14 protein-coding genes and 1 pseudogene are annotated in these 20,455 nt (G+C 70.8%); 9 read left to right on the top strand and 6 right to left on the bottom strand.

The genetic code is table 11. The features are described from left to right. Positions 1 to 82: 82 nt before the first annotated feature. Positions 83 to 1,501 carry a threonine/serine exporter family protein gene (locus ACZ5PB_RS09035; protein WP_468689185.1) on the top strand — a complete coding sequence of 473 codons (1,419 nt, stop codon included), beginning with the start codon at positions 83 to 85 and terminating at the stop codon, positions 1,499 to 1,501. A 171-nt stretch (positions 1,502 to 1,672) separates the two neighbouring features. On the opposite strand, the pseudogene ACZ5PB_RS09030 reads toward ACZ5PB_RS09035, so the two are convergent. The 3 genes and pseudogenes from ACZ5PB_RS09030 to ACZ5PB_RS09020 form a co-directional block, all read right to left on the bottom strand. Beyond that, positions 1,673 to 2,050, bottom strand: a pseudogene (locus tag ACZ5PB_RS09030) (helicase-related protein); the annotation flags it as partial. Positions 2,051 to 2,292: 242 nt separating this feature from the next. Further along, the gene (locus ACZ5PB_RS09025) at positions 2,293 to 3,456 is read right to left on the bottom strand and encodes a hypothetical protein (protein ID WP_468689184.1); all 1,164 of its coding nucleotides are present in this window, start codon (positions 3,454 to 3,456) and stop codon (positions 2,293 to 2,295) included. A 163-nt stretch (positions 3,457 to 3,619) separates the two neighbouring features. Next, positions 3,620 to 4,981 (bottom strand): hypothetical protein, encoded by a 1,362-nt coding sequence (locus ACZ5PB_RS09020; RefSeq protein ID WP_468689183.1) that lies wholly within the window; start codon positions 4,979 to 4,981, stop codon positions 3,620 to 3,622. A 240-nt stretch (positions 4,982 to 5,221) separates the two neighbouring features. Here ACZ5PB_RS09020 and ACZ5PB_RS09015 point away from each other — a divergent pair, with 240 nt between their 5' ends. From ACZ5PB_RS09015 to ACZ5PB_RS08985, 7 genes are read left to right on the top strand one after another with little or no spacing between them, the layout of a single operon-like run. After that, a complete protein-coding gene (locus ACZ5PB_RS09015) occupies positions 5,222 to 6,265 on the top strand; it encodes an acyltransferase domain-containing protein (RefSeq protein ID WP_468689181.1) in 1,044 nt (347 codons plus the stop codon). Further along, entirely contained in the window at positions 6,255 to 8,177 is a 1,923-nt protein-coding gene (locus tag ACZ5PB_RS09010; protein ID WP_468689179.1) for an acyl-CoA dehydrogenase, read from the top strand. The genes ACZ5PB_RS09015 and ACZ5PB_RS09010 overlap by 11 nt, the downstream gene beginning before the upstream one ends. Then, positions 8,174 to 9,346, top strand: a complete 1,173-nt coding sequence (locus tag ACZ5PB_RS09005; protein WP_468689177.1) for a 3-oxoacyl-ACP synthase III family protein — start codon at positions 8,174 to 8,176, stop codon at positions 9,344 to 9,346. The genes ACZ5PB_RS09010 and ACZ5PB_RS09005 overlap by 4 nt, the downstream gene beginning before the upstream one ends. A gap of 32 nt (positions 9,347 to 9,378) precedes the next feature. Further along, positions 9,379 to 10,239: an SDR family NAD(P)-dependent oxidoreductase gene (locus ACZ5PB_RS09000; RefSeq protein WP_468689176.1), complete on the top strand. Its 861-nt coding sequence runs from the start codon at positions 9,379 to 9,381 to the stop codon at positions 10,237 to 10,239. A 49-nt stretch (positions 10,240 to 10,288) separates the two neighbouring features. Further along, a complete protein-coding gene (locus ACZ5PB_RS08995) occupies positions 10,289 to 11,389 on the top strand; it encodes a beta-ketoacyl-ACP synthase III (RefSeq protein WP_468689175.1) in 1,101 nt (366 codons plus the stop codon). Continuing rightward, positions 11,362 to 11,631 (top strand): acyl carrier protein, encoded by a 270-nt coding sequence (locus tag ACZ5PB_RS08990; RefSeq protein ID WP_468689173.1) that lies wholly within the window; start codon positions 11,362 to 11,364, stop codon positions 11,629 to 11,631. The genes ACZ5PB_RS08995 and ACZ5PB_RS08990 overlap by 28 nt, the downstream gene beginning before the upstream one ends. Next, positions 11,628 to 12,854: a beta-ketoacyl-[acyl-carrier-protein] synthase family protein gene (locus ACZ5PB_RS08985; RefSeq protein WP_468689172.1), complete on the top strand. Its 1,227-nt coding sequence runs from the start codon at positions 11,628 to 11,630 to the stop codon at positions 12,852 to 12,854. Before ACZ5PB_RS08990 ends, ACZ5PB_RS08985 begins: the two co-directional genes overlap by 4 nt. A gap of 555 nt (positions 12,855 to 13,409) precedes the next feature. Here ACZ5PB_RS08985 and ACZ5PB_RS08980 read toward each other — a convergent pair. Beyond that, positions 13,410 to 13,985: an EF-hand domain-containing protein gene (locus ACZ5PB_RS08980; RefSeq protein ID WP_468689171.1), complete on the bottom strand. Its 576-nt coding sequence runs from the start codon at positions 13,983 to 13,985 to the stop codon at positions 13,410 to 13,412. A 240-nt stretch (positions 13,986 to 14,225) separates the two neighbouring features. Between ACZ5PB_RS08980 and ACZ5PB_RS08975 the strand changes: the two genes are divergently transcribed. Beyond that, on the top strand, positions 14,226 to 16,157 hold the full coding sequence (locus tag ACZ5PB_RS08975) for an N-acyl-D-amino-acid deacylase family protein (RefSeq protein ID WP_468689169.1): 1,932 nt from the start codon (positions 14,226 to 14,228) through the stop codon (positions 16,155 to 16,157). 7 nt (positions 16,158 to 16,164) lie between these two features. Here ACZ5PB_RS08975 and ACZ5PB_RS08970 read toward each other — a convergent pair whose 3' ends face one another. Together ACZ5PB_RS08970 and ACZ5PB_RS08965 are read right to left on the bottom strand one after the other, a co-directional pair. Next, a complete protein-coding gene (locus ACZ5PB_RS08970; protein ID WP_468689167.1) occupies positions 16,165 to 17,034 on the bottom strand; it encodes a formyl transferase in 870 nt (289 codons plus the stop codon). Between the two features lie 161 nt (positions 17,035 to 17,195). Beyond that, positions 17,196 to 19,121, bottom strand: a complete 1,926-nt coding sequence (locus ACZ5PB_RS08965) for a CASTOR/POLLUX-related putative ion channel (RefSeq protein WP_468689165.1) — start codon at positions 19,119 to 19,121, stop codon at positions 17,196 to 17,198. Positions 19,122 to 20,455 lie beyond the last annotated feature (1,334 nt).

Genomic DNA, 20,455 nt, shown 5'->3' with positions numbered 1-20,455 from the left:
CCCCACCCCTGCACGGCAGATCCAAGAATCCGTCCGCACCCGTTCGGAGCGCACTCGTCAACCCCCCTGCTGGAGGGCCCCGTTGCCCAGCAAGTCCCTGCCCTGGCTCCAGCGGAGCCTCGGGCGGCTGCGTGGTCTGGAGGCCACGCCCGACCCGTTCATGGCCCCGCCCGCCGACCCCGAGCACCCGGACGCCGCGTTCGTCGTCGCCCTCGCGCTGCTGATCGGCGATTCCCTGATGGCCAACGGCGCGGCTGCCGAGGAGACGGTCGCGGGCATGCTGGTGACGGCGGAGTCGTACGGACTCCAATGGTGCGAGCCCGATGTGACGCTGTGGGTGGTGTCGCTCGCGGGCCGGATGGCCGACGACGCGGAACCCACCTCCGAACACCGGGTCATCCGACGCCGCACCCAGGACTTCACCACACTGGAACGCACCCACCAGCTCGTCCAGGACATCAGCGACGGCCGCGTGAACGCCGTCGAAGCACGTACACGCGCCATCGCCCTCTGTACCGAGCCCGAAACCGGGGCCGACCGGGGGCGCGCCGCCCTCTGGGCCAAGGAATCCGCGCACGCGGGCCTGGTCGCCGCTTCCGGAAGCCTGCTCGCCGGCGGTGACCTGCCGGTCGTGATCCCGTCCTTCGTCGCGGCCACCGTCGCCGGACGCGTCTCCACCGTGCTCGCCACCTACGGCGTGCCCCTCTTCTACCGGATCGCACTCGCCGTACTGCCCGCGGCGCTGTTCGCCATCGTGGCCGACAACATCGGTCACGGCGAAAACGCCCCGGCCATCATCGTCGGCGGCGTACTGGCCCTGTTGCCCGCACTCACCATCATCAGCGCCGTCCAGGACGCGCTGACCGGTCACTATGTGACGGCGTACGCCCGGCTCATGGAGGCGCTGCTCGTGTTCCTGGCGATCGTCTCCGGGACGGGGGCGGTCATGGCGATCGCGGCGAAGACCGGCTACAGCCTGCCGATTCTGCCGCAGGCCACCTCCCTGAACTACTTCTCCTGGCGAGTGCTCGGCGCCGCGATGTTCACTGTGGCGATCGCTTCGCGGATGCGCGTGCCCCGCCGCAAACAGATCGTCGTGGCCCTTCTCGGGGTCGCCGGTGCCCTCGGCTACATCGCCCTGCGCAACGCGGGCTTCTTGCGGCTTTCGACCACCGGCATCATCGCCGGGACCATCGGCGCGATCGGCCAGTACCTGGCGCACAGGGCGCGGGCGTCCGCTCTTCCCCTGGTCATCCCCGCCGTCACCCCCCTGCTGCCCGGCAGCATGCTCTACCGCGCCCTGAGCGAGCTGGCACTCGATCGCGTACCGCAAGGGCTCACCCACATGGTGCAGGCGGCGGCCATGCTGATCATCCTGGCCACGGGAGTCAGCGTCAGCGGCGAGGTGGCGTACTTCCTCCGACAGCTCAGGGCCCGGCGCCGCGCCGCGCGCCAGGGCACGAAAACCCAGGGCGCGCGGCCCCGTGACGCCCCGCCCTGACGGGACACCCTTGTCGCCGAATTCGCCCGGTCCCAGGTCGCCGATCTCCTCGGTGGAGCCGGGGACCACGAGGGGCACGATCACGGTGGCGGTGCTCTGGGCGGTGCCGGTGCGGCGCAGGGCGCGGCCGACAGCTTGGACGATGTCGACCTGGGAGCGTTTGGGGTGGGCGAACAGGACGCCGTCGACGGCCGGTACGTCGACGCCTTCGGACAGGCAGCGGACGTTGGCCACCACGGTCCAGTCGTCGGGGGGTTCGCGCAGTGCGTCGAGGATGCGTTCCCGCTGGGCTTGGGTGTGCTCCCCGGTGACCCGCTCGGCGTGCACGGGTCCCGCCGGCCTTTTGGCGGGGTCGAGGCGGGCCAGGGTCGAGGGCAGGGTGCGGACGGGCAGGGTGCGGACGAACTCGTGCGCGGTGTCCAGTCGCTGGCAGAAGGCGATGATGCGGCGCAGCCCGTACCGGCGGGCGGTGTGGGCCAGGACCGCCCACGCAGCAAGAGCCAAGTTTCGCGCGGCATCCGTGGCTGCAGAGGAGAGCGCCAACCACACCGCGCAAGGCAAAGAAAGGCATCCGGCTGAAGCCGTAAGGGGCCAGGGTGGGTCCGTCACGGTGCTTCTCCTGCGAGTTGGACCGGTGGACCAGGCATCGGTGAGCTCGGTGAGCTCGACGGTGGGTGGCACCGGCTCGCCCAGGGCGGTGTGGTTGACCTTCGCGGAGAGTTCCCTCTGGTGGGCGGCGGCGATGAGAACGAGGTGTTCGGGCGAGGTGGCGGTCCGGGCAGCCGCGTGCTTCAGCGCCCTTGCTGGTCCCGGTCTGCGTGCCCGTGCCGCGAAGGCCGACCGCGGTAGCGGTCACTCCGTCCGGGATTGCGCGGATCAGCCGTGTCGCGCTGCGAGGTGACACTCCGGCGGACCGTGTCGCACGGTCCGAGTCCTTGGAGAAGTGCGACGAGTACGCGGGAGAGCGTGCCATCGGGTTCGCTGTCCACCAGGGCGAGGGTGGAAGCATTCACGTGTTCGGGACCCAACGCCGCCAAGGACGTGACCGTGTGGAGGTTCTGCGCACCTGCGTGCGCCGTTGCCATCCGGAACGCGGCGTCACCAGGGCTGCGGCCGTTGCCGAGGAGGAGAATCCGGTCGCTCTCGCGCGCGGCGCCCTCCGCGGCCAGCCACCAGTCGGTCATGGTGTAGCACCACTGGTGCGGGTGCTGTCCGCGCAGGCCCGGCTCCCTCTCACGAAGCACTGCCAGGACAGGATTCAGCTGTGGCGTCGCGGTGCCCGGCGCGACGACGAACGCCAGGCGTTCCGGGTCGCCCACCGAGAGCGCCGCCGCCTCTTCCCGGGTGGTGACAGGGATGAGGGACGCACGCTCTTCCCGGCCGAGCTGCAGGCCCTCCCAGTGCGCCAGGAGAGGCAGTCCCACCAGCAGTACCTCGTCTCCGCGGCCCTGGAACGCACGCACCGACTCGGTGGCCTCCGTGACCGCGGGGCAGTGGGCTGAGGCAGGGCATCCGCACGCCGACCAGCGTGCGGTGTGCTGGGCCGGGACCGGGCGACGGGCGCCACTCACCGGGAGCTTCCAGGGCCCCTCGGGCAGCATGATCCGACGGGTGCGCAGGACGGCACGCCACCTCAGGATCTGCTCCCGCGCGAAGCGGAGCGCCGCTTCGTCGTCGGCTCGTGTGACCAAGGCGAGTCCTCTCGTGGTTCCGTCCGGGTCTTGGTAGGAGAGCGCGATCAGGAGGTCCTCGCACGGTTCCGTACGCAGGACTCCGCCGCCCAGGGCCGCCTCCCGTACCGGGATGCGCTCCCGGTGGGCGGCGGCGGTGAGCAGGGGGTGTGCGGGACTGTGCACGTCTCCTCTTCGCGGATGCGTCCAGGAGGTCGCGACGGTCAGCCGGGCCGGCAGGGGGAGCACGCAGGGGAACTCTTCCAGCAGGACGCTTCGGTTCATGGTTCTCCGATGGAGTGCGGGACGGACGAGGGGCCGTGTACGTTGCCCGGGGCATGGGCCGCCCTGGTGCTGATCCAGCGTCCTTGACCGCACGGAGATGCAGAATGCTTTCCTCACCCCGATGGACTACCACCGGTTCCAGCCAATCGCTGCGGTCGCCCCGCTACCGGGCAGCGCGCCGTGCGGCCAGGGGCCGGGCCCGGTCGAGGAGGGCCGGAACAGCTGCGTGGGCCGCGTACGGGCGGAGGCGGGCGAGCAGGGTCAGCAGCCGGTCGTGGGCGCGGGCGCTACTGACGTGCGGACACAGATCGAGGAAGGTGCCCCAGGTCCGGCACGCGAGATCCAGGTGTCCCGAGTTCAACTGGGCTTCCGCGAGCGTGGCCAGGCTGATGGATCGCGCACGGATCTCCTCCTTGGGGCGCCCGCGGAGTGAGGCCTGGAGGTGACGGACCTCCACCGTGTGGTCCTGCTGGGCGCGGGCGACGGCCGCATGGTGCAACGCCAATGAACTGGAATGAAAGGCACCCACCGGAGTGGGTGCGCTGTCCGATCGCTCCAGCCGCTTATCGGCGTCGGCCAGGAGGCGGGAGGCAGTGCCGGGCTCCCCCAAGTGGGCTTTGGTGACGGCCAGTTGTCCCAGCAGCAGAGCCTGCTGGTGGGCGGGCGCCCGGAGCACCCCGACGCGGACGGCAAGTTCGGCCAGCCGGTCGGCCTCCCGCACGTGCCCCAGAGACAGCGCCTGGACGCTCATTCCCCTGGCCCCCAGAGCGAAGGCGGTCCGGTCTCCTGCCTCGCGCGCCAGGCTGATGGAGGCGAGGTAGTACCGCTGGGCCCGTTCCTGAAAGTTTCCGTCGAAGTGGGCGAACGCGCACAGGTACGTCAACTGAGCCGCCACGGTGCACAGTTCACTGCGCAGTCGCGGCGGTACGTCCTGCCGCAGCCAGGGAGCGACCGTGGTGGCGAGATAGGCGCGCAGAGGGTCGCGCATCCGGCCCGCGCCGAATGCCGTGTCGTGCTGGGAGAAAAGGGCGAGCAGCAGACGCGCGGCGGCCGCATCGGGCGGCGCCTCGCGTCCCGGGTGCCCGGTCGGAGGCGGGACGGACGCCCGGCCCGCTGACGCGTCCCAGCCGGGCAGCACCAGAGCGGCCAGGGAGAAGACGCCGTTGCGCGTGACGCTGCGGCGGCCGGTGACGACCGCGAGCCGTTCGATCTCGGCGATGACGTCTCCACCTCCGGGTGACCCCTCGTTCCCGTCATGGCGGCGTTGCGGTGCGGCCAGTCCAGTGTCCAGCAGCGAGACCTTCCTGCCCAGATGCCGGGACAGGGCTTCCGCGACGAGTTCACCGATGGGACGGCGCGGCCTGGTACCGCTCAGCCAGTGGCTGACCGCGGTGCGGTCGTAGTGGAAGCTCAATCCCTGTTCGACGGCCAGTGCGTTGACCTCACGGGCCAGCCGGGCGCCGCTCCAGCGGGCCTCGTCCAGCAGGGCCCGCAGGGCCGTATTGGGCGGGCGATGTGGTCTCACGAAGGCTCCTTCACAGGCGTTCCGCCCACAGGCGTTCCGCCCACGGGCGGCGTCGGTGCGAACGGGGTTTCAACACCCGCCTCCTTTCAACACGTTGCGCGGTGTGGAAGCGGCTGGGGTGCTCGTAACAGAGCACTACTCACTCAAGGGGGCCGCAACGAGCCCCTCGCCCTGTGGCTCGATCCGTCACCGCGTGGGTGCGACGGGCCCACGACGACCCGCTGCGTATGGGAGGAAGACATGGCTGGTGCAGTACATCTGTTCCCAGGTCAGGGGGACTTCACCCTCAGCACGTTCCTGCACGCGGCCCACGCGCGGCTCTCCCTTCGCCGGGCCTGTGAATCCGTGTTCGAGGAGATCGACGCGACGGCCACCACGCGAGGGCTGCGGCCTTTGCGGCCCTGGCTGTTCGGCGAGCACCCGCCCAGCGGCAGGGACCTCGCGCACGCGGCACCGGGCACACTGCAACTCGCGCACTTCGGTGCGAGCGTCTGCGTACACCGGGCACTGAGCGTCCGGCACGGCACGCCGACGGCGGTCCTGGGTGTCAGCTTCGGCGAGATCGCCGCCCTGACCGCCGCCGGGACCTACTCCGTCGCCGACGGTGCGGGCATCGCCCACGACCTCGCCGTGGTGCTCGGTTCCTGCCCCGGAGGGCTGACGCTCCTGCCCTGCGGGGAAAGCCGCGCCACCCACCTGATCGACCGCGCGCGGACGCCGGACGTGGTGGTGGCCTGTGTGAACGACGACCGCGAAACGCTGGTGGGCGGCCCGCTCCCCCAGCTCGGCCGACTGGAGGAGACGGCACTGCGCGCGGGGACCACGGCGGTGCGCCTGCGCCTGCCCTTCGGGTCCCACCACCCTTCCCTCACCGCCCAGGCAGACCGCTTCGCCGACGCCGTACGCCGCTACCGGATCGCCGGACCCCCCACCGCCGTCTTCTCAGCGGTGGCCGGCAGACGCTACCGGGCCGACGAAGACCTCGCACAGAGGCTGGCCGACTGCCTGACGCGTCCCGTGCGCCTGCCCGGCGTTCTGGGCCGGATGGGAGAGCTGCGCAGCGCGCACTTCTACGAGGCCGGCACCGGCGCGGCCCTCACCCGCAGCGTCGGCCGGGTACTGGCCCTCTCCCGGCCGGTCGTCAGCGCACCACTCGCCGACACGGACTTCAGCTGGGCCCCCGCAGTCACCGCCCCACGGCCGCCGGCCCACGCCTCCCCCGGCGTACGCACGCACCCCGTCCCCGCGCCGGCCCACCCCTCGGAGACCTCTCGTGCCCACTGAACCTCCCCCCGGCCCCGATGCCCCGCTGTCGCGGCAACTGGAGCAGCTCCTCCACGGCAGTTGCCCGCCGCGGTTCCTGCACCTGCTCGGCGATGCGCTCGCGATGGACCCGCCGCCCCCGGGAGCGCCCCCATCTCCACGCGAACAGCAGCTGAACGAGCGGCTGCGGTCCCTGTGCGAGGCCGCGCCACCTGCCCGCAGTCTGCTCGCAGAACCCGACCGGCTTGCCGCGGTCCTCTCCTGGGCGGCCGTCAGCGACCCCGCCCTGTGCATGGCCCTGATCACCCATCACCTGCTGTGCCTGGGGTCGATGACACGGCTCTCCCCACGTCACGAGGAACTGGCGCCGGAGTTCGAGGAACTGGAGTCGGGGCGGGCCAGGGGCGGCTATCTGATCACGGAGGCCGGCCAGGCCAACAGCCATCTCGCCACCCGTACGGAAGCCGTCTACCAGCCGCGGACCCGCGAGTTCCTGCTGCACTCCCCCGACGACGGTGCGGCGAAGTTCTGCGGCACGACCGCCCACGGCGTCCCGCGCACCGTGGTCGTCCTGGCCCGACTGCGCGTGCAGGGGCAGGACTGCGGGGTCTTCTCCTTCGTCGTGAACCTCACCGACGCCGACGGACCACTGCCCGGCGTCGAGATCTCCTCACCGCTCGAACTGAGCGCCCTGCCCCTGGACTACGCCCTCGTCCGCTTCGACGGGCACCGGCTTCCCTACGAAAGGTGGCTGCGCGACGACGCCACGATCTCCGCCGCAGGCACGTTCCACGACCCGCTGCCGAGCCCGGACGCACGTCTGGGACGCACGCTGTGCGTCGGCCAGGAACTGTGGGGAACGCTGCCCTCGGTGGCTGCGGCGGTCTCCCGCCAGTCTGCGGTGCTCGCCCTGCGCTACGCCCGCCGACGCCCCACCCAGGCACGGCTGGCTCCCGGCGCGCCGCTGCTGTCCTACCGCAGCCACCAGTACGCGCTGCTGGCGGCGTTCGCCGAGGCGTTCGGTCTGACCTGCGCGGCCTCCCGCGCCCGGACACTGCTGCGGCACGCCCACGCCCCAAAGCCGGCTGCCGGGACCGGAGAAGGCACAACCAGTGGCGCGGACCACGGCGGCAGCAACAACCCGATGACGTTCGCGCCCTGGGCGTCCGTGAGCCGCCCGCTGTCGGCGTACAAGGCGCACTCCGTCCGCGCGGCCGCCCGCATCACCGCCACCTGCCAGCGTCTGTGCGGCTATTCGGGGCACCTCGATGCCAACCGGCTGGCGGGCTACCACGGCTTTCACCACGCCTTCGACCCGGCGGGCGGCGACAGCCAGCTGATCTTCTACGACCTCGGCCGGTCACTGACCGCCGAAGCCGACGCTGCGGCTCCGCCGCCCCCGCCCGCCACCGCCGCCGCGGACACCGGCGACCCGGCGTGGTGGCCCACGGTCGTCCAGGCGCACGAGCGGCGCCTCGCCCACCGGTTGCGCCGCATCCACGACGAGCGGGCCGCCGCCGGCGCCCGGGGCTTCGCGCTCTGGAACCCGCTGCTGCTGCGGGCCGGCGAGCTCGGAGAGGTCTACGCCGCCAGGCTCGCCGCCCAGGACGTCCTCCACGCCCTCACCAAGATCACCGAACCGGAAGTCCGCGACACGATGGCCGCGCTCGCCGCGCTCAGCGGTGTCACAGCCGCCCGCCAGTGGGCCGGGTCCCTGCTGACGGAGGCAACCGTGCGCCCCGAGGACCTCGACGCGCTGGAGGACGTCGCCACGGCCCTGTGCGACCGGCTGCTCCCCCGGCTCACCGCCCTGGAGGAGGCATTCGGACACCATCCAAACCTCGTCCGCGCGCCCCTCGCCGACGAGGACTACACCGCGGCGCTGGTCGCGTCCCTCACCTGGCATTCCGCGAAGCAAGGAGCACGCGCATGACCGCACGCACACCCACGAACGGCACGTCGCGCGCCCGCCGGGCACGTGCGGCACAACCCGCCGAGCAGCGGCGGATCGGCGTGCTGGGCATGGGCAGTTACCTGCCCCGGCACATCCGCAGCAACGCCGAGGTCGCCCGCGGCGCCGGCGTGAGCGCCGACTGGATCCGCGAACGTACGGGAGTACGCAACCGGCACACCGCAACGCCCGACGAGGCCGCCTCCGACCTGTCTGCCGCCGCCCTGCGGGCCGCCGTCGCCGCGGCGGGGATCGACATCGAACAGCTGGACCTGCTGCTCGTCGCCACCTCCACGCCCGACGAACTCGGCCCGTCCACGGCCTGCCGGGTGCAGGCGCTCACCGGAGCGCGCAACGCCGTGGCGCTCGATGTCGGCGCCGCCTGCTCGGGATGGCTGTTCGCCACCCAGGTGGCGCACAACTGGCTCACCGCCACTCCTACGGCCCGGTACGCGGCCGTCGTCGGCGTCGAGGTCTACTCGAAATTCCTGGACCCGGCGGACCGGGGCACCGCCGTCCTCTTCGCCGACGGCGCGGCTGCGTCGATCATGGGCCCGGTGCCCGCCCGCGGCGGGTTCGACGACATCCGCCTGGGCTCCGACGGGACCGGGGCGCACCACGTGCTCATCCCGGCCGGCGGAAGCCGCGCACCGGCCAGTACGGAGACGCTCGGCAGCCGCCGCCACCGCATCCACATGGACGGAAGGGCAGTACGCGACTTCATCGCCGACATCTTCCCCGTCATCGTCAGCGAGACGCTGGCCCGCAACAGCATCAAGCTGGACGACATCGACGCCTTCATCGTCCACCAGCCCAACCCGGTGCTGCTGCGCACCCTGGGCGACCGGATCGGTATTCACCGCGACCGGATGCTCATCGTCGGCGACGAGGTCGGCAACATCGGTGCCGCGAGCGCCCCCTACGCCCTGGCCAGCGCTGCCGCCAAAAAGCTCCTGCCGGTCGGCGGCCGGGTTCTGATCGCCGTCTTCGGAGCAGGACTGACCTGGGGCGGAGCCCTGATGACCTGGACAGGAGCCTCCTCCATCCGGCTGGCCCCCACCACGCTGACGGCATCTCCCCCGCCCCCCGGTACCCACCCCCGCAACGCCACCACCCGCACTGCCCTGCTCCCGCCCGCCGACCGGCACTGAGCGAACACACCACCTCTCCAGAGGAGTTCTGCATGAACACCGCCCCCACCACCCCCGCCGACGCCCCCTTCCGCCTCGACGGAGCGCGTGTCCTGGTCACCGGGGCCTCCCGAGGCATCGGCCACTCGGTGGCCGTCACACTGGCACAGGCCGGCGCCCGGCTCGCCCTTTCCGCCCGCACCACGGACGCACTGGCACAGACCGCCGCGATGGTCTCGAAGCACGGGCACGACGCCGTCCTCGTACCCGGGGACCTCGCCGAACCGGGCTCGGCTGCCGCCGTCGTGGACGGGGCCGCGGCCGTGCTGGGCGGCCTCGACGTCCTCGTACACAACGCGGGCATCCTCCCCACCCAGCCCAACGGCACCCCTGCCATGGTCCCCCTCCAGAACTCGGACCAGGAAGGCTGGGACCAGGTGGTCTCCGTCAACCTCAATGCCACAGCCGCACTGTGCCGGCACGCTCACCGCCACCTCAGCGCCTCCCCGCGGGCAAGCGTCGTGCTGATGTCCTCACTGGCCGGAGTGGTCGGTGCACCGCTCATGGAGGCCTACGCCGCGACCAAGGCGGCACAGATCTCCCTCGTGCGCTCCCTCGCCGTCGGCTGGGCCCGCGCGGGCATCCGCGTCAACGCCCTGTGCCCCGGCTGGACCAGGACCGACATGACAGCCACGGTGCACACCACCGGACCACTCTCCGACTGGCTGATGGCGCACGTCCCGATGGGCCGGTGGGCCGAACCGCAGGAGGTGGCACACGCGGCGCTCTTCCTCGTCTCTCCCGCCGCTTCCTACCTCACCGGCCACGCCCTGCTCCTGGACGGCGGCGCCTCGGTGCCCGACTGCGGACTCGCGGGCATCGCCAAGCCGCCCTCCCCGTTCGCCACGGCCTGACCGCCCGCCCGGCGAAGAGCCGGTCGCACCAAGAGAGCAGGACAGCCGGATGACGCCCCCCAGCCCCACCGCCGCAATCAGCGGCATCGGCAGTTGCCTGCCACCGCGTGTTGTCTCCAACGAGGAGATCGCACACCGCGGCGGCCTGGAAACGACCGACGAATGGATCCGCTCGCGCACCGGCATCGCACGCCGTCGCCAGGTAAAAGCCGGCACCAGTACCGGGGACCTCGCGGTCGCGGCCGGCCGGGCCGCTCTCCTGTCCGCGGGCGCCACCGCGGACCTCGTCCTGGTCGCGACCACCACCCCCGACCGCCGCTGCCCGGCCACCGCACCGGAGGTCGCCCACCGGCTCGGCCTGGGCACCGTACCCGCGTTCGACCTGGCTGCGGTCTGCTCGGGCTTCCTCTACGGCCTCACGGTCGCCACCGCACTGATCCGCAGCGACGTCTGCGAGCACCCGCTGGTGATCGGCGCCGAAACATACTCGACGATCATCGACCCACTCGACCGGGACACTGCGGTGATCTTCGGGGACGGCGCGGGCGCGGTTCTGCTGCGCCCCGGCGAGAAAGGTGAACCCGGTGCGATCGAGGCCGTCGACCTGGGTGCGGACGGCTCGGGCGGCGACCTCATCGCCATCGCCGCCGGCGGCTCGCGCTGCCCCGACACCTCCCCGCAACTGGGGCGCGACGCACGCTACTTCCGCATGAACGGCCGGGCGGTGTACGCGCAGGCGGTGCAGCGGATGACGGAGTCCTCCCGCGCCGTCCTCGCCGGCGCGGGCTGGGAAGCGTCCGAACTGGGGGCCTTCATCGGCCACCAGGCCAACCAGCGCATCCTCGACTCCGTCGCCGAGCGCCTCGCCGTTCCCTCGCGGAACTGCTTCGGCAACATCCGCGAAGTCGGCAACACCGCGGCGGCATCCGTACCGCTCGCCCTTGCCCAGACCGCCGCACGCCGCGCGGTGCGTCCCGGAACCCGCAGCCTGCTGACCGCCTTCGGGGGCGGTCTCACCTGGGGATCGGTCGCACTGAGGTGGCCGTCCGCCCTCCCGCTCACCGCCGATCCCGAACCCCGCTCCGTCCCGTCCGCAGCCCGCACCCCCTCCTGGAGGAAGCCATGCAGCCCGTCTACGACCACCTCGTGACCGTACTGGAGAACAAGTTCGAAGCCGATGCCGCTCTCATCGGCCCCGATGTCTCTCTGAACACACTTGAGCTGGACTCGCTCGCCGTGGTGGAACTGTTCGTGACGCTCCAGGACCACTGGCAGGTCGCTCTGGACGAGGGTGAGGCCGCGGGCGAGCTGACCGTGCGCCGGCTCGCCGAGTACGTACAGGCGCAACTGCCCGCAGGCCACCCGGCGCACGATGCGCAGGACCGTACATGACGCCCGGCACGACCGGTGCAGACCTCGCCGTCACCGGCATCGGCCTGATCACCCCGGCGGGTACGAACGTCAAGGAGACCTGGGCACGTGTCTGTGCGGGCACACCGACCGCGGCCACCGATCCGGAACTCGCCGGGCTCCCCGTCACCCTGTCCTGCCGGGTCTCCGGCTTCGATCCCGGCCCCGGGTCCTGGCGGTTCGACCGCTTCACCCAGTTCGCACTCGCCGCGGCCCACGAGGCGGTGGCCGACGCCGGGCTCTGCCCCGACACCTGGGACGGCACACGGGTCGCGGTCGTCCTCGGATCGGCCGCCGGCGGTGTGACGACGTACGAGGCACAGCACCGCAAGTTCCTGCACGGAGGCGGCACAACGGTGTCTCCCATGGCGCTGCCCTCATTCCTGGCCAACATGGCCGCCGGGCAGGCAGCCATCGCACTGGGCGCGCGAGGACCGGTGCTGCACACCGCCACCGCGTGCGCCTCGGGGGCCACCGCCCTCATCACCGCGGCCCTGCTGCTGCGCAGCGGCTCCTGCGACATCGCCGTGGCGGGCGGCAGCGACGCCATGGTCACCCCGCTGTGCGCCGCCGCGTTCGCCAAGATGGGCGCCCTCTCCAGACGTCACGCAGACCCGGCGGCCGCCTCCCGCCCCTTCGACCGCGGGCGGGACGGCTTCGTGCTGGCGGAGGGGGCGGGCGTCCTCGTCCTGGAGCGCGCACCGGACGCCCACGCCCGCTGCGCCCCGGTCCGGGCAAGGCTGGCCGGATACGGGGCATCGGCCGACGCGCACCATCCTGTCGCCCCCGACCCCACCGGCGACGGCATTCGCCGCGCCACCCGGGAAGCCCTGCGCACCGCGGGGGCCTCGGCGCACGAAGTGGATCATGTCAACGCGCACGGAACCAGCACCCCGCTCAACGACCGCGCCGAGGCGTCGGCCCTGCACACCCTCTTCGGCACCCATCGGCCCTCCGTCACCTCGGCCAAGGGGGTGCTGGGGCACACCATGGGCGCCGCGGGAGCCATCGAGGCCGCCCTCACCGTGCTGTCGGTCGAGCACGGTCTCGTCCCGCCCACCGCCAACTTCGACCAACCCGAGGCCGGGGCCCCGCCGCTGGACCTGGTGTCAGGTGCCTCCCGCGCACAGGGCATCGGCCTGGCCCTGAGCAATTCCTTCGGGTTCGGCGGGCACAATACCGTCCTGGCATTCCGCCCGGCCTGACCCGCGTCCAGTCCGCCGGGCGTCCGTGAGGGCACCTGAGACGCCACCGACGTGCCCGTCGTGCACCCGGCACATCGCTCGCATCTCAACCCATGCACGATTCGACCGCAGAACACGGGGCGCCTCCGCCACGTCGAACGGCAGCACGGGGGCAAGCCCGGACGCTGCGCGACCGCCGGTGAGCCGAGCAGCCCCTCGTGGCGAAAGGAGACCTGGCCGCGCGTGAAGAGAAGGTGAGGGAGCACGGTGCGTGGCTGGTCTTCGAGGACGAGTCAGGGCAGTCGCTGGGCTCAGTCAAGATTTCCGTGACGGAGTGACCCAGGGTGAGGATGGTCATGCGAGGAGGACTCGCTTGCGGAGCAGGGGAAGTCCGGCGCGTCCGTACATCTGTCGCTTCGGCACCTTGATCCGGTTGACGTGTCCCTCGCTGCTCACGGCAAGGGCCGCCGCAAAGTGGGCCATGCGCTGGCAGGCCCCGCTGAACGCCTTCGGGATCGCCTTCGAAGGCCAGCGGCGCCGCACGCCGGAGCGCCTGCGTCAGGGCATGGTGCGCGGTCAGTTGACAGCTGTCAGGAAGGAGTCGCCGAAGAGCCAGTTCCCCGCAGCGGCGGTATCCGTGCTCGTGACGAACTCTCGCAGTGCACTGCTGAGTTCCTCGACGGAGAGGCAGCCGTCGCCGTCCAGGTCGAGGTGGTCGAAGGCCATGTTCCGCGCTTCGGGTGAGACGCCGAGAGCGCCTTGGAAGCGGCCGAACTCCGATGCTGTCACCAGTCCGTCATCGTCTCTGTCGCAGAGAGCCCAGATCAGTGCGCAGGCGGCATCGAGCGCTTCGTCGTCCTGGCTGGTGGGCTGGGGGGCCGAAAGCCGAAGCATGCCCGTGCGGAACTCCCCGGCGTCGACGCGGCCGTTGTGATCAGTGTCCAGTAGTGCGCAGAGCCCTCGCCACCAGAGGTCGCTCGCGCGCAGGAGCGCTACGGACTTCGGGGAGTCGAAGGGCTCTCCGACGGCGGCGATCAGCCGTGAGGCAAGGGTCAGTGCGTCTCCGGCGTCCAGGACGCCGTCCCTGTTCTGGTCCGCATAACCGAAGCAGAGGTCGATCTTGCGCCGCAGCAGTTGACTCTCTTCCGTCATGGTCCGCTTGGTCTCCGCTCTGCAAGGTGGCCGGGCCTCAGCGTATCCAGCGGCGGAGTGGGGCGAGCCGTCGAACACACCAGGCGGGCCGCTCCGATCAGGTGACAGCCAGCGCGTCGGGGATCCGGCAGGAGGGGGCGGGCCGCTAGCGTCGGAAGCCGCCCCGGAAGTCCGGACGGGCCGGGCCCTGAGCCCCGGAACGAGCGGCGCACGCCTACCAGCGGCAACGGAGACCTTCCTGTGGATGCGGAGCCCGCCTCGACCACCACCCCGTTGGACGTACTGATCACGGGGGCCTCGGTGCTCGACGGAACCGGTCGCGAGGGCTTTGTGGCCGACGTCGGTGTCCGTGACGGGCACGTGGTCGCTGTCGGCCCGTCGGCCGGTTCCTGCGGGGCGCGGGACCGGGTGGAGGCGGCCGGGCTGGTGCTCGCCCCCGGGTTCATCGAACTCCACAGTCACGGGGACCCGTTGGCGCTGCGGGAGGCGGAGAGCTCGCTCCGTCAGGGCGTGACCACGGAGATCCTCAATCCGGACGGCTTCGGAACCCGGGGCGCGCCCTGGGTGGACACCATGGAGACACCGGACATCAACGCGACGCTGGCCTTCGCGGAACAGGCCCCGGGCATTGCCGTGAACATCGGTGCCTATGTCGGCCTCGGCGCCGTCTGGACGGCGGCTGCGGGCACGGCCGACGAGCGCCCTGGCGAGCGGGCCCTGCAGCGGATGAAGGAATTGGTGCTGCGGGCGATGAAGGAGGGGGCATGGGGGGTTTCGGCCGGCCTCTACTACCCGCCCAGCGCGTACGGAACGACGCAGGAGGTGGTGGCGGCGGTGTCCGCGGCCGCGCCGTGGTGTGCGCCCTTCAGCAACCACGTCCGCAATGAGGGGGCGTCCGTGCTGGCGGCCACGGAGGAAAGCCTGGAGATCGCGGAGCGGGCCGGTCTGGTAGGCGTCATCGCGCATATGAAGTCAATGGGTCCGGCCAACTGGGGCGCCACCACAGGCACGCTGAAGGCCGTCGCTGACGCCCGCGCCCGGGGGCTGCGCGCCGCCGGGGAGGTATACCCGTACCTTTCCAGCCGGACCGGACTGAGCGTGCTGGTTCCGGCCGAGTTCCGTTCGGGGGGCGACACGGCGATGGTCGGGCGGTTCACCGACCCGCAGCAGCGACCGCACGTGGCGGAGGGCATCGAGCGAATGCTGTACTCCCGGGTTGCGGACGCGCGCAGCGTCCACCTGGAGGACAGCGGAGTGACTCTTGGCCAGTACTGCTCCGAGAGGGCGGTCGGGCTGGGAGAGGCGGTGATGGATCTGCTGGAACAGAAGCCTCAGGCCATGGCCGTTTACGACTTCGGTCACGAGGCGGATCTGGAGCGCATTCTGCGTGAGCCGTTCGTCGCTGTGGCCTCGGACGGCGGGGCCTGTCTCGACGCGCGCACCCATCCCCGCAACTACGGCACCCAGCCCCGGGTGCTGGCACGTTACGTCCGCGACCGGCACCTGCTGACTCTGCCGCAGGCGGTACGCCGGATGACGGGCCTGCCCGCCTCCGTGCTGGGCATGACCGACCGCGGTCTCATCGCGCCCGGTATGGTCGCCGACCTCGTCCTGTTCGATCCTTCGTCCGTTCGTGACCGCGCCACCTACGAGCGGCCCCGCCAGTACGCCGAAGGGGTGAGCGCCGTCCTGCTCGCCGGGGTCTTCGCGATGCGCGACGGGGTGCTGACAGGCGCCCGGGCGGGACGCGTACTGCGCCGCCCACCGTATGCGGTCAGCGACCCCGACACAGGAGTGCCGCCGGGACCGCGTCAGAGCCTCGTTCGAGTTCGGGCAAGGGGCAACAGCACGGCGGGTGACTGCACGATCGACGTGCACGGGCCGGGGCATGGACTCGATTTCCAGGGCAGTGCCGTGTTGCACACCACCGAGGGCCGGGTCTTCACGATGTCCGGGCCGGGTTGCCTGCGGGCAGGCACGGACTGGGCGGCGCTGACGGGCATCGGCCGTTTCGCGGACGGCCGGGCGCAGGAGGAACTGCCCTTCGGGCTGGTTGCGCAGACCGCGGACCCCCGGTACCGGGGGCGCCCGACCATCGCATGGACGGTGGCCGGTCGCCGGTTGGGCTACGGCCCGCTGACGGGTTCGCTCTCCGTCACCGGTGGTGCTTGACTTCGCTTCAGCGCGATGCCCGTACCGGGGCGCTGTCCGACGGTCCGACGCTGTGCTCATCAGCGCGAAAGGGCGCAGGGGCGGCGAAAGGGCCGAACAGTTCCCGGTGGTCGCCAGGGGCGACAAGGCGCAGCCCCCGCTCATGAAACGCGGCAAAGTCCTGGGCACCGGGCAGCGACCGGTAGCAGCGCTTCCGTCCGTCCTGGCGCAGGCTGGGGACGGGCTCTCCGGCGAGCACCTGCGGAAGGACATCCACCAGTGCGGCGATGCCCGTGGGGTAGATCTGGGTGACGTGCCATGCCAGCGAGCGCGTGGGATCGGCCGGCAGGCGTCCGGCAGCGAGCACCGGCCCGGTGTCGATGCCCGCGTCGATCCAGTGCACGGTGCAGCCGAGGTATCTCTGTTCCTCCAGGAGACCCCAGAACGGTGAGAAGAGCCCGGCATAGCGGGGCAGTTCACCGGGATGGACGTTGAGAATGCCGAGCCGGGGCATGGCCAGCACCTCGTCCCGGAAGATGTGGCTGAAGCGTACGGAGATGATCAGGTCCGGCTCGAACTGCCGCAGGCACCACAGGCCGTCTCCACGGTTGATCTCCTGGACCGACCGGCACGTCATCCCGTACCGGCGACCGAGATGTCCGAAGCTCAAAAGCCGGCCGGGCGGCGTGTCCAGTGCGTCGAGCTTCGGGAAGAGTGCCCGGTTCGGCACGTCTCGTTCGAAGCGCTTCAGCCGTGCCAGCTCCGGCACCCTGTGCTCCCCCGCGCGGTCCACCTCGGACATCAGCACCTGAACCCGGTGTCCGGCCAAACCGGGGAGCAAATGGTTGAGAGCCACACAACCAGGCAGGTCTCGCTTGGTGCACACCGTAATACGCATGGAACCGAGTTTCGCCGGGTGCCGGGTTCCGCGCATTTTCACCGACTCGGAGCGTCAAGGACGAGGGCTGTGCACCACACCCCTCACCTTGCTGGTGGGGCGTCGGAGTGCACCTCGCCGGGTAGCCCGGTGCTGCGACGTCCGGCGGGCCGCTGCCGCCGTCAACGGGTGAGTACGATGATTCTGTCCAGGGCTTCGTACACGACCTTCGACTGCTTGTCCGGGTTCAGGATGTTCCCGAAGCGGGGTGCCAGGTGGGCCTGGGCATGAATGTGCTGCCCGATGGCGATTTCTCCTCGGTGGCGGGCTGTGTTGACGACGGTGTAGAAGTCGGCCTTCTCGCCCAAGGGCACGTAGTCGCCTGCCGGGTGAAGGGCGATGCGGCAGCCTTCCGGGGAGAAGAGCTCCTCGAAAACCGCGTCCAGTGGGGGGTTTTCGGATACTTGGGCGAGCCGGAGGCTCAGCAGGTTGCCGCTCACCACGAAGTCGTCGGGTTTGGCGGCCTGGGCAAGAGCACGATGGCGGTCGTCAGCCAGTTCGGTGACCATCGAGAAGCTGCAACCGCGCGACTCGAAGAGGTCACGGAGGTTCAGCAGGACGGTGAGGGCACGGGCGTCAGCGCTCTCGACGTTGCAGGCATCGGGGCTGATGACCAGTACATGGTCGTACGTTTCCAGAGCGAGTGCCGTGAGGACGTCACGGCGAGTGACGTCCGCACGGCGGAAACTGACCATGCCGCAGTCGGACGTTTCGACTGTTGGCGGAGGGCCCTGGTCGGCCACGACGTCGATCCGAGAGCCGGCGGCCAGATGTGCGCGAAGCTGTCCGATGATATCGGGAAGCCGCTGGTTGCTGCCCAGGATCAGCACCGCCCGCTCTGCGGGTACCGCACGCACCGGTTCCAGGGGTACTGCCGGTTCCGGCAGTACCCCTGGAACCGGTGCCATGTGGATGGTGCTGTCGTCTTCGCTGATGGCGACGATCCGGTGTGTGGCCTCGATACGGGTCGCGCCGGGCGGGTTGAGCAGGATGCGGCCGTCCTGCTCCATCAGTCCGATCACGCAGGAGGTCCGGTAGGCGAGCAGGGCGTCGGCGAAAGTCCGGCCTTCCAGTTCGGGCTGGGCTCGGACGTAGATCTCGTCTCCGGCGAAGTCCAGGAGGTCGGTGTACACCGAGGACAGCCCGGTATGCAGACTCGTCTGCACCAACAGCCGGGCAATGAATCCCTGCACACTGACGAGACGACAGTTCGTGCCCCCTGCGAGCCTCGCTGCGGGCAGATTCTCCTCGTTCTTGATTCCCGCCACGATGGCCGGCCCGGTTCCGTCCTTCCGCCGGGTCGAGGAGACGGCGAGAAGGCATTTGATGACCGCGAAGTCGGGCTCGTCCTCCTCCGGTGCCACGATGATCACCGACCGGGCACGCTCGGGGCACACCAGAGCAATGTCGAGGGCGTCCGCCGGGTCTCCGGTCCGGCAGACGACGCGGGTACTCGCCAGATCGCCGACTCGCTCACGGATCTCGGCCTCCATCTCGGTGCGGGCCCGTTCGGCGAGGATGACCACGCAGGCCCGGCGCCTGCTGCGGTTGGCTTCCACCAGCTCCGACACCAGCACGTGCACCTGAGGTGACCAGCCGAGCAGGACTACGTGACCCGATTCGACCACCGGCGTCCGTCCCTGACGCAGTCGAGTCAACTGATTCTGCAGGCCCGCGCTGATCACCGGAATGAGGGTGCTCATCAGCAGGATGCCGCCGAAGGCCATGAATACGGCCGACGCGAGAAAGGGCGCCGGCCCTCTGTCCCGCATCAGGGCGGTCGGACTCAGCACCCGCAGAAACCCCGACCAGAGGGAGGATCCCACGTCCCCGTGATGAATGCCCACAGGGGCCAACAGCAGTAGCAGCGCACCGTTGACCAGCGTGAACAGGCAGCAAGCAACGGCCAGGACACCAATCAGGGCAGGGGTACCACGCGCCATGACGTTGTCCAGCTTGTAGCGCAGACTCCGCAGCAAGAACGGCTCCTCTTCGTGTCGGCCCAGATCGCTCAGCGGTTGCCGCTCCAGGGCTGAAGCGGACGCCATCCCGTCCGGCGGTATCAAGGGGACATGTCGCCACGGCTGGCACGCAAAGCGGCGACACACCCGTGAGGCGCGGGTCAGGGCACCCAGCGGCTCGTGCACCGGGCGGTCCCCGGATCCTCCTGGTGTTCGGCATTCTCGCTCCGTGACCATTCCTGCGCGCTGCCTGACACAACGTCGGCTGCGGACGTTTTGGCCGGCCCCCGCACGACGCGGGCCGCCTTGCCCCTCGCGCCCACCGCTGAGGCCACCCAGGACGGTCCGATCTGCGATGCGCTCAGCAGGCGGCAGCAGGGGAACCGGGCAGCATTGGGGTGAACCGCGAACGGCATACGGCGCGTCCGGGACGTGCGGCAGCGGAAACTCCAGATCGTCTCCCTATGATCAGAACATCACGTCGCAGGCCCCACGGCCGGACCGCGAGCGTGCGAAGGCTGACGTGGCTGCTCATGCAGTGTCTTTGCGTCACGGCCGTTGGCGCAGCAGGCCCGCAGGCGGCCGTGGCGGACGGTGCGAACAGCATGGGTCTGACATTGCAGGTGTCGGTGAATGCGCAGCCGGGGCTGGGAGCATTGCGGCCAGGTGTCCGGGCCCACGCACCTCTGGCCAAAACGTACCGGTTGTTCAATCGCGGCGGGGCGGACCTCTACGACGTGAAGGTGACGGATCCCGGGCTGTTCGGAGCCCGTATCCGATGCCCCGGCGGCAGCGATCACGTCCGGAGGCTCACTGGCCTCCGCGGGATCACTTGTGAAGCGGAGGGTGTCGCCCGCCCGGGCACCCAGATCCGCGAGGTGGTGGCACGCGGTCGCATCCCCTCTCTCCACACCGCGGTCCGGGCCACGGCGAAGTCCGGTTACACCGGTGTCGGCGGCGCACTGGAGCTGACGCAGAGAGCACGCGTCACCAGCACTGGGCTCGTGGTGCTCCGCTACGAAGTACGCAACACGGGCAACCGTGCAGTGCATGCCGTGAAAGTCACGGATTCCGTGCTGGGCAGTCCTCGCATCACATGCGCGAACGGGCTCCCCACCATCACCCGGCTCACCCCGGGTTCCTCAGTCTTCTGTGCCACTTCCGTCCGACGCGGCCCCGGCCTGTACACCGCTGCGGGCCGCGCGGAAGGCAGCGACCGGATCAGTACCCTCGGACGGCACGGCAACCGTGTCGCCGCACCCCGGCTGACAGCACGGGCATCCATTCGCTTCACCGTTCCCGAACGGGCCCCCCGCCCCATGCCGTCCCTGCCCCCACCCGCACGGGAAACACAGCCTCAAGATCCACGCGACGCCACCACTCCGCCGAGGCCCGGCGGACGCCTTGCCCCACCTGCCGCG

It is taken from the genome of Streptomyces sp. NPDC032721 (genome assembly GCF_055579625.1).
The sequence above is the reverse complement of the archived record's forward strand: the minus strand, read 5'-3'. Positions and strand labels throughout refer to the sequence as shown.

Bases quoted from the DNA above. Each gene is read 5' to 3' on its own strand.
- ACZ5PB_RS08995 (WP_468689175.1), top strand. From the start codon at position 10,289: ATGACGCCCCCCAGCCCCACCGCCGCAATCAGCGGCATCGGCAGTTGC.
- ACZ5PB_RS09005 (WP_468689177.1), top strand. From the start codon at position 8,174: ATGACCGCACGCACACCCACGAACGGCACGTCGCGCGCCCGCCGGGCA.
- ACZ5PB_RS09000 (WP_468689176.1), top strand. From the start codon at position 9,379: ATGAACACCGCCCCCACCACCCCCGCCGACGCCCCCTTCCGCCTCGAC.
- ACZ5PB_RS08965 (WP_468689165.1), bottom strand. From the start codon at position 19,121: ATGGCGTCCGCTTCAGCCCTGGAGCGGCAACCGCTGAGCGATCTGGGC.
- ACZ5PB_RS09015 (WP_468689181.1), top strand. From the start codon at position 5,222: ATGGCTGGTGCAGTACATCTGTTCCCAGGTCAGGGGGACTTCACCCTC.
- ACZ5PB_RS08990 (WP_468689173.1), top strand. From the start codon at position 11,362: ATGCAGCCCGTCTACGACCACCTCGTGACCGTACTGGAGAACAAGTTC.
- ACZ5PB_RS08985 (WP_468689172.1), top strand. From the start codon at position 11,628: ATGACGCCCGGCACGACCGGTGCAGACCTCGCCGTCACCGGCATCGGC.
- ACZ5PB_RS09025 (WP_468689184.1), bottom strand. From the start codon at position 3,456: ATGAACCGAAGCGTCCTGCTGGAAGAGTTCCCCTGCGTGCTCCCCCTG.
- ACZ5PB_RS08970 (WP_468689167.1), bottom strand. From the start codon at position 17,034: ATGCGTATTACGGTGTGCACCAAGCGAGACCTGCCTGGTTGTGTGGCT.
- ACZ5PB_RS08980 (WP_468689171.1), bottom strand. From the start codon at position 13,985: ATGACGGAAGAGAGTCAACTGCTGCGGCGCAAGATCGACCTCTGCTTC.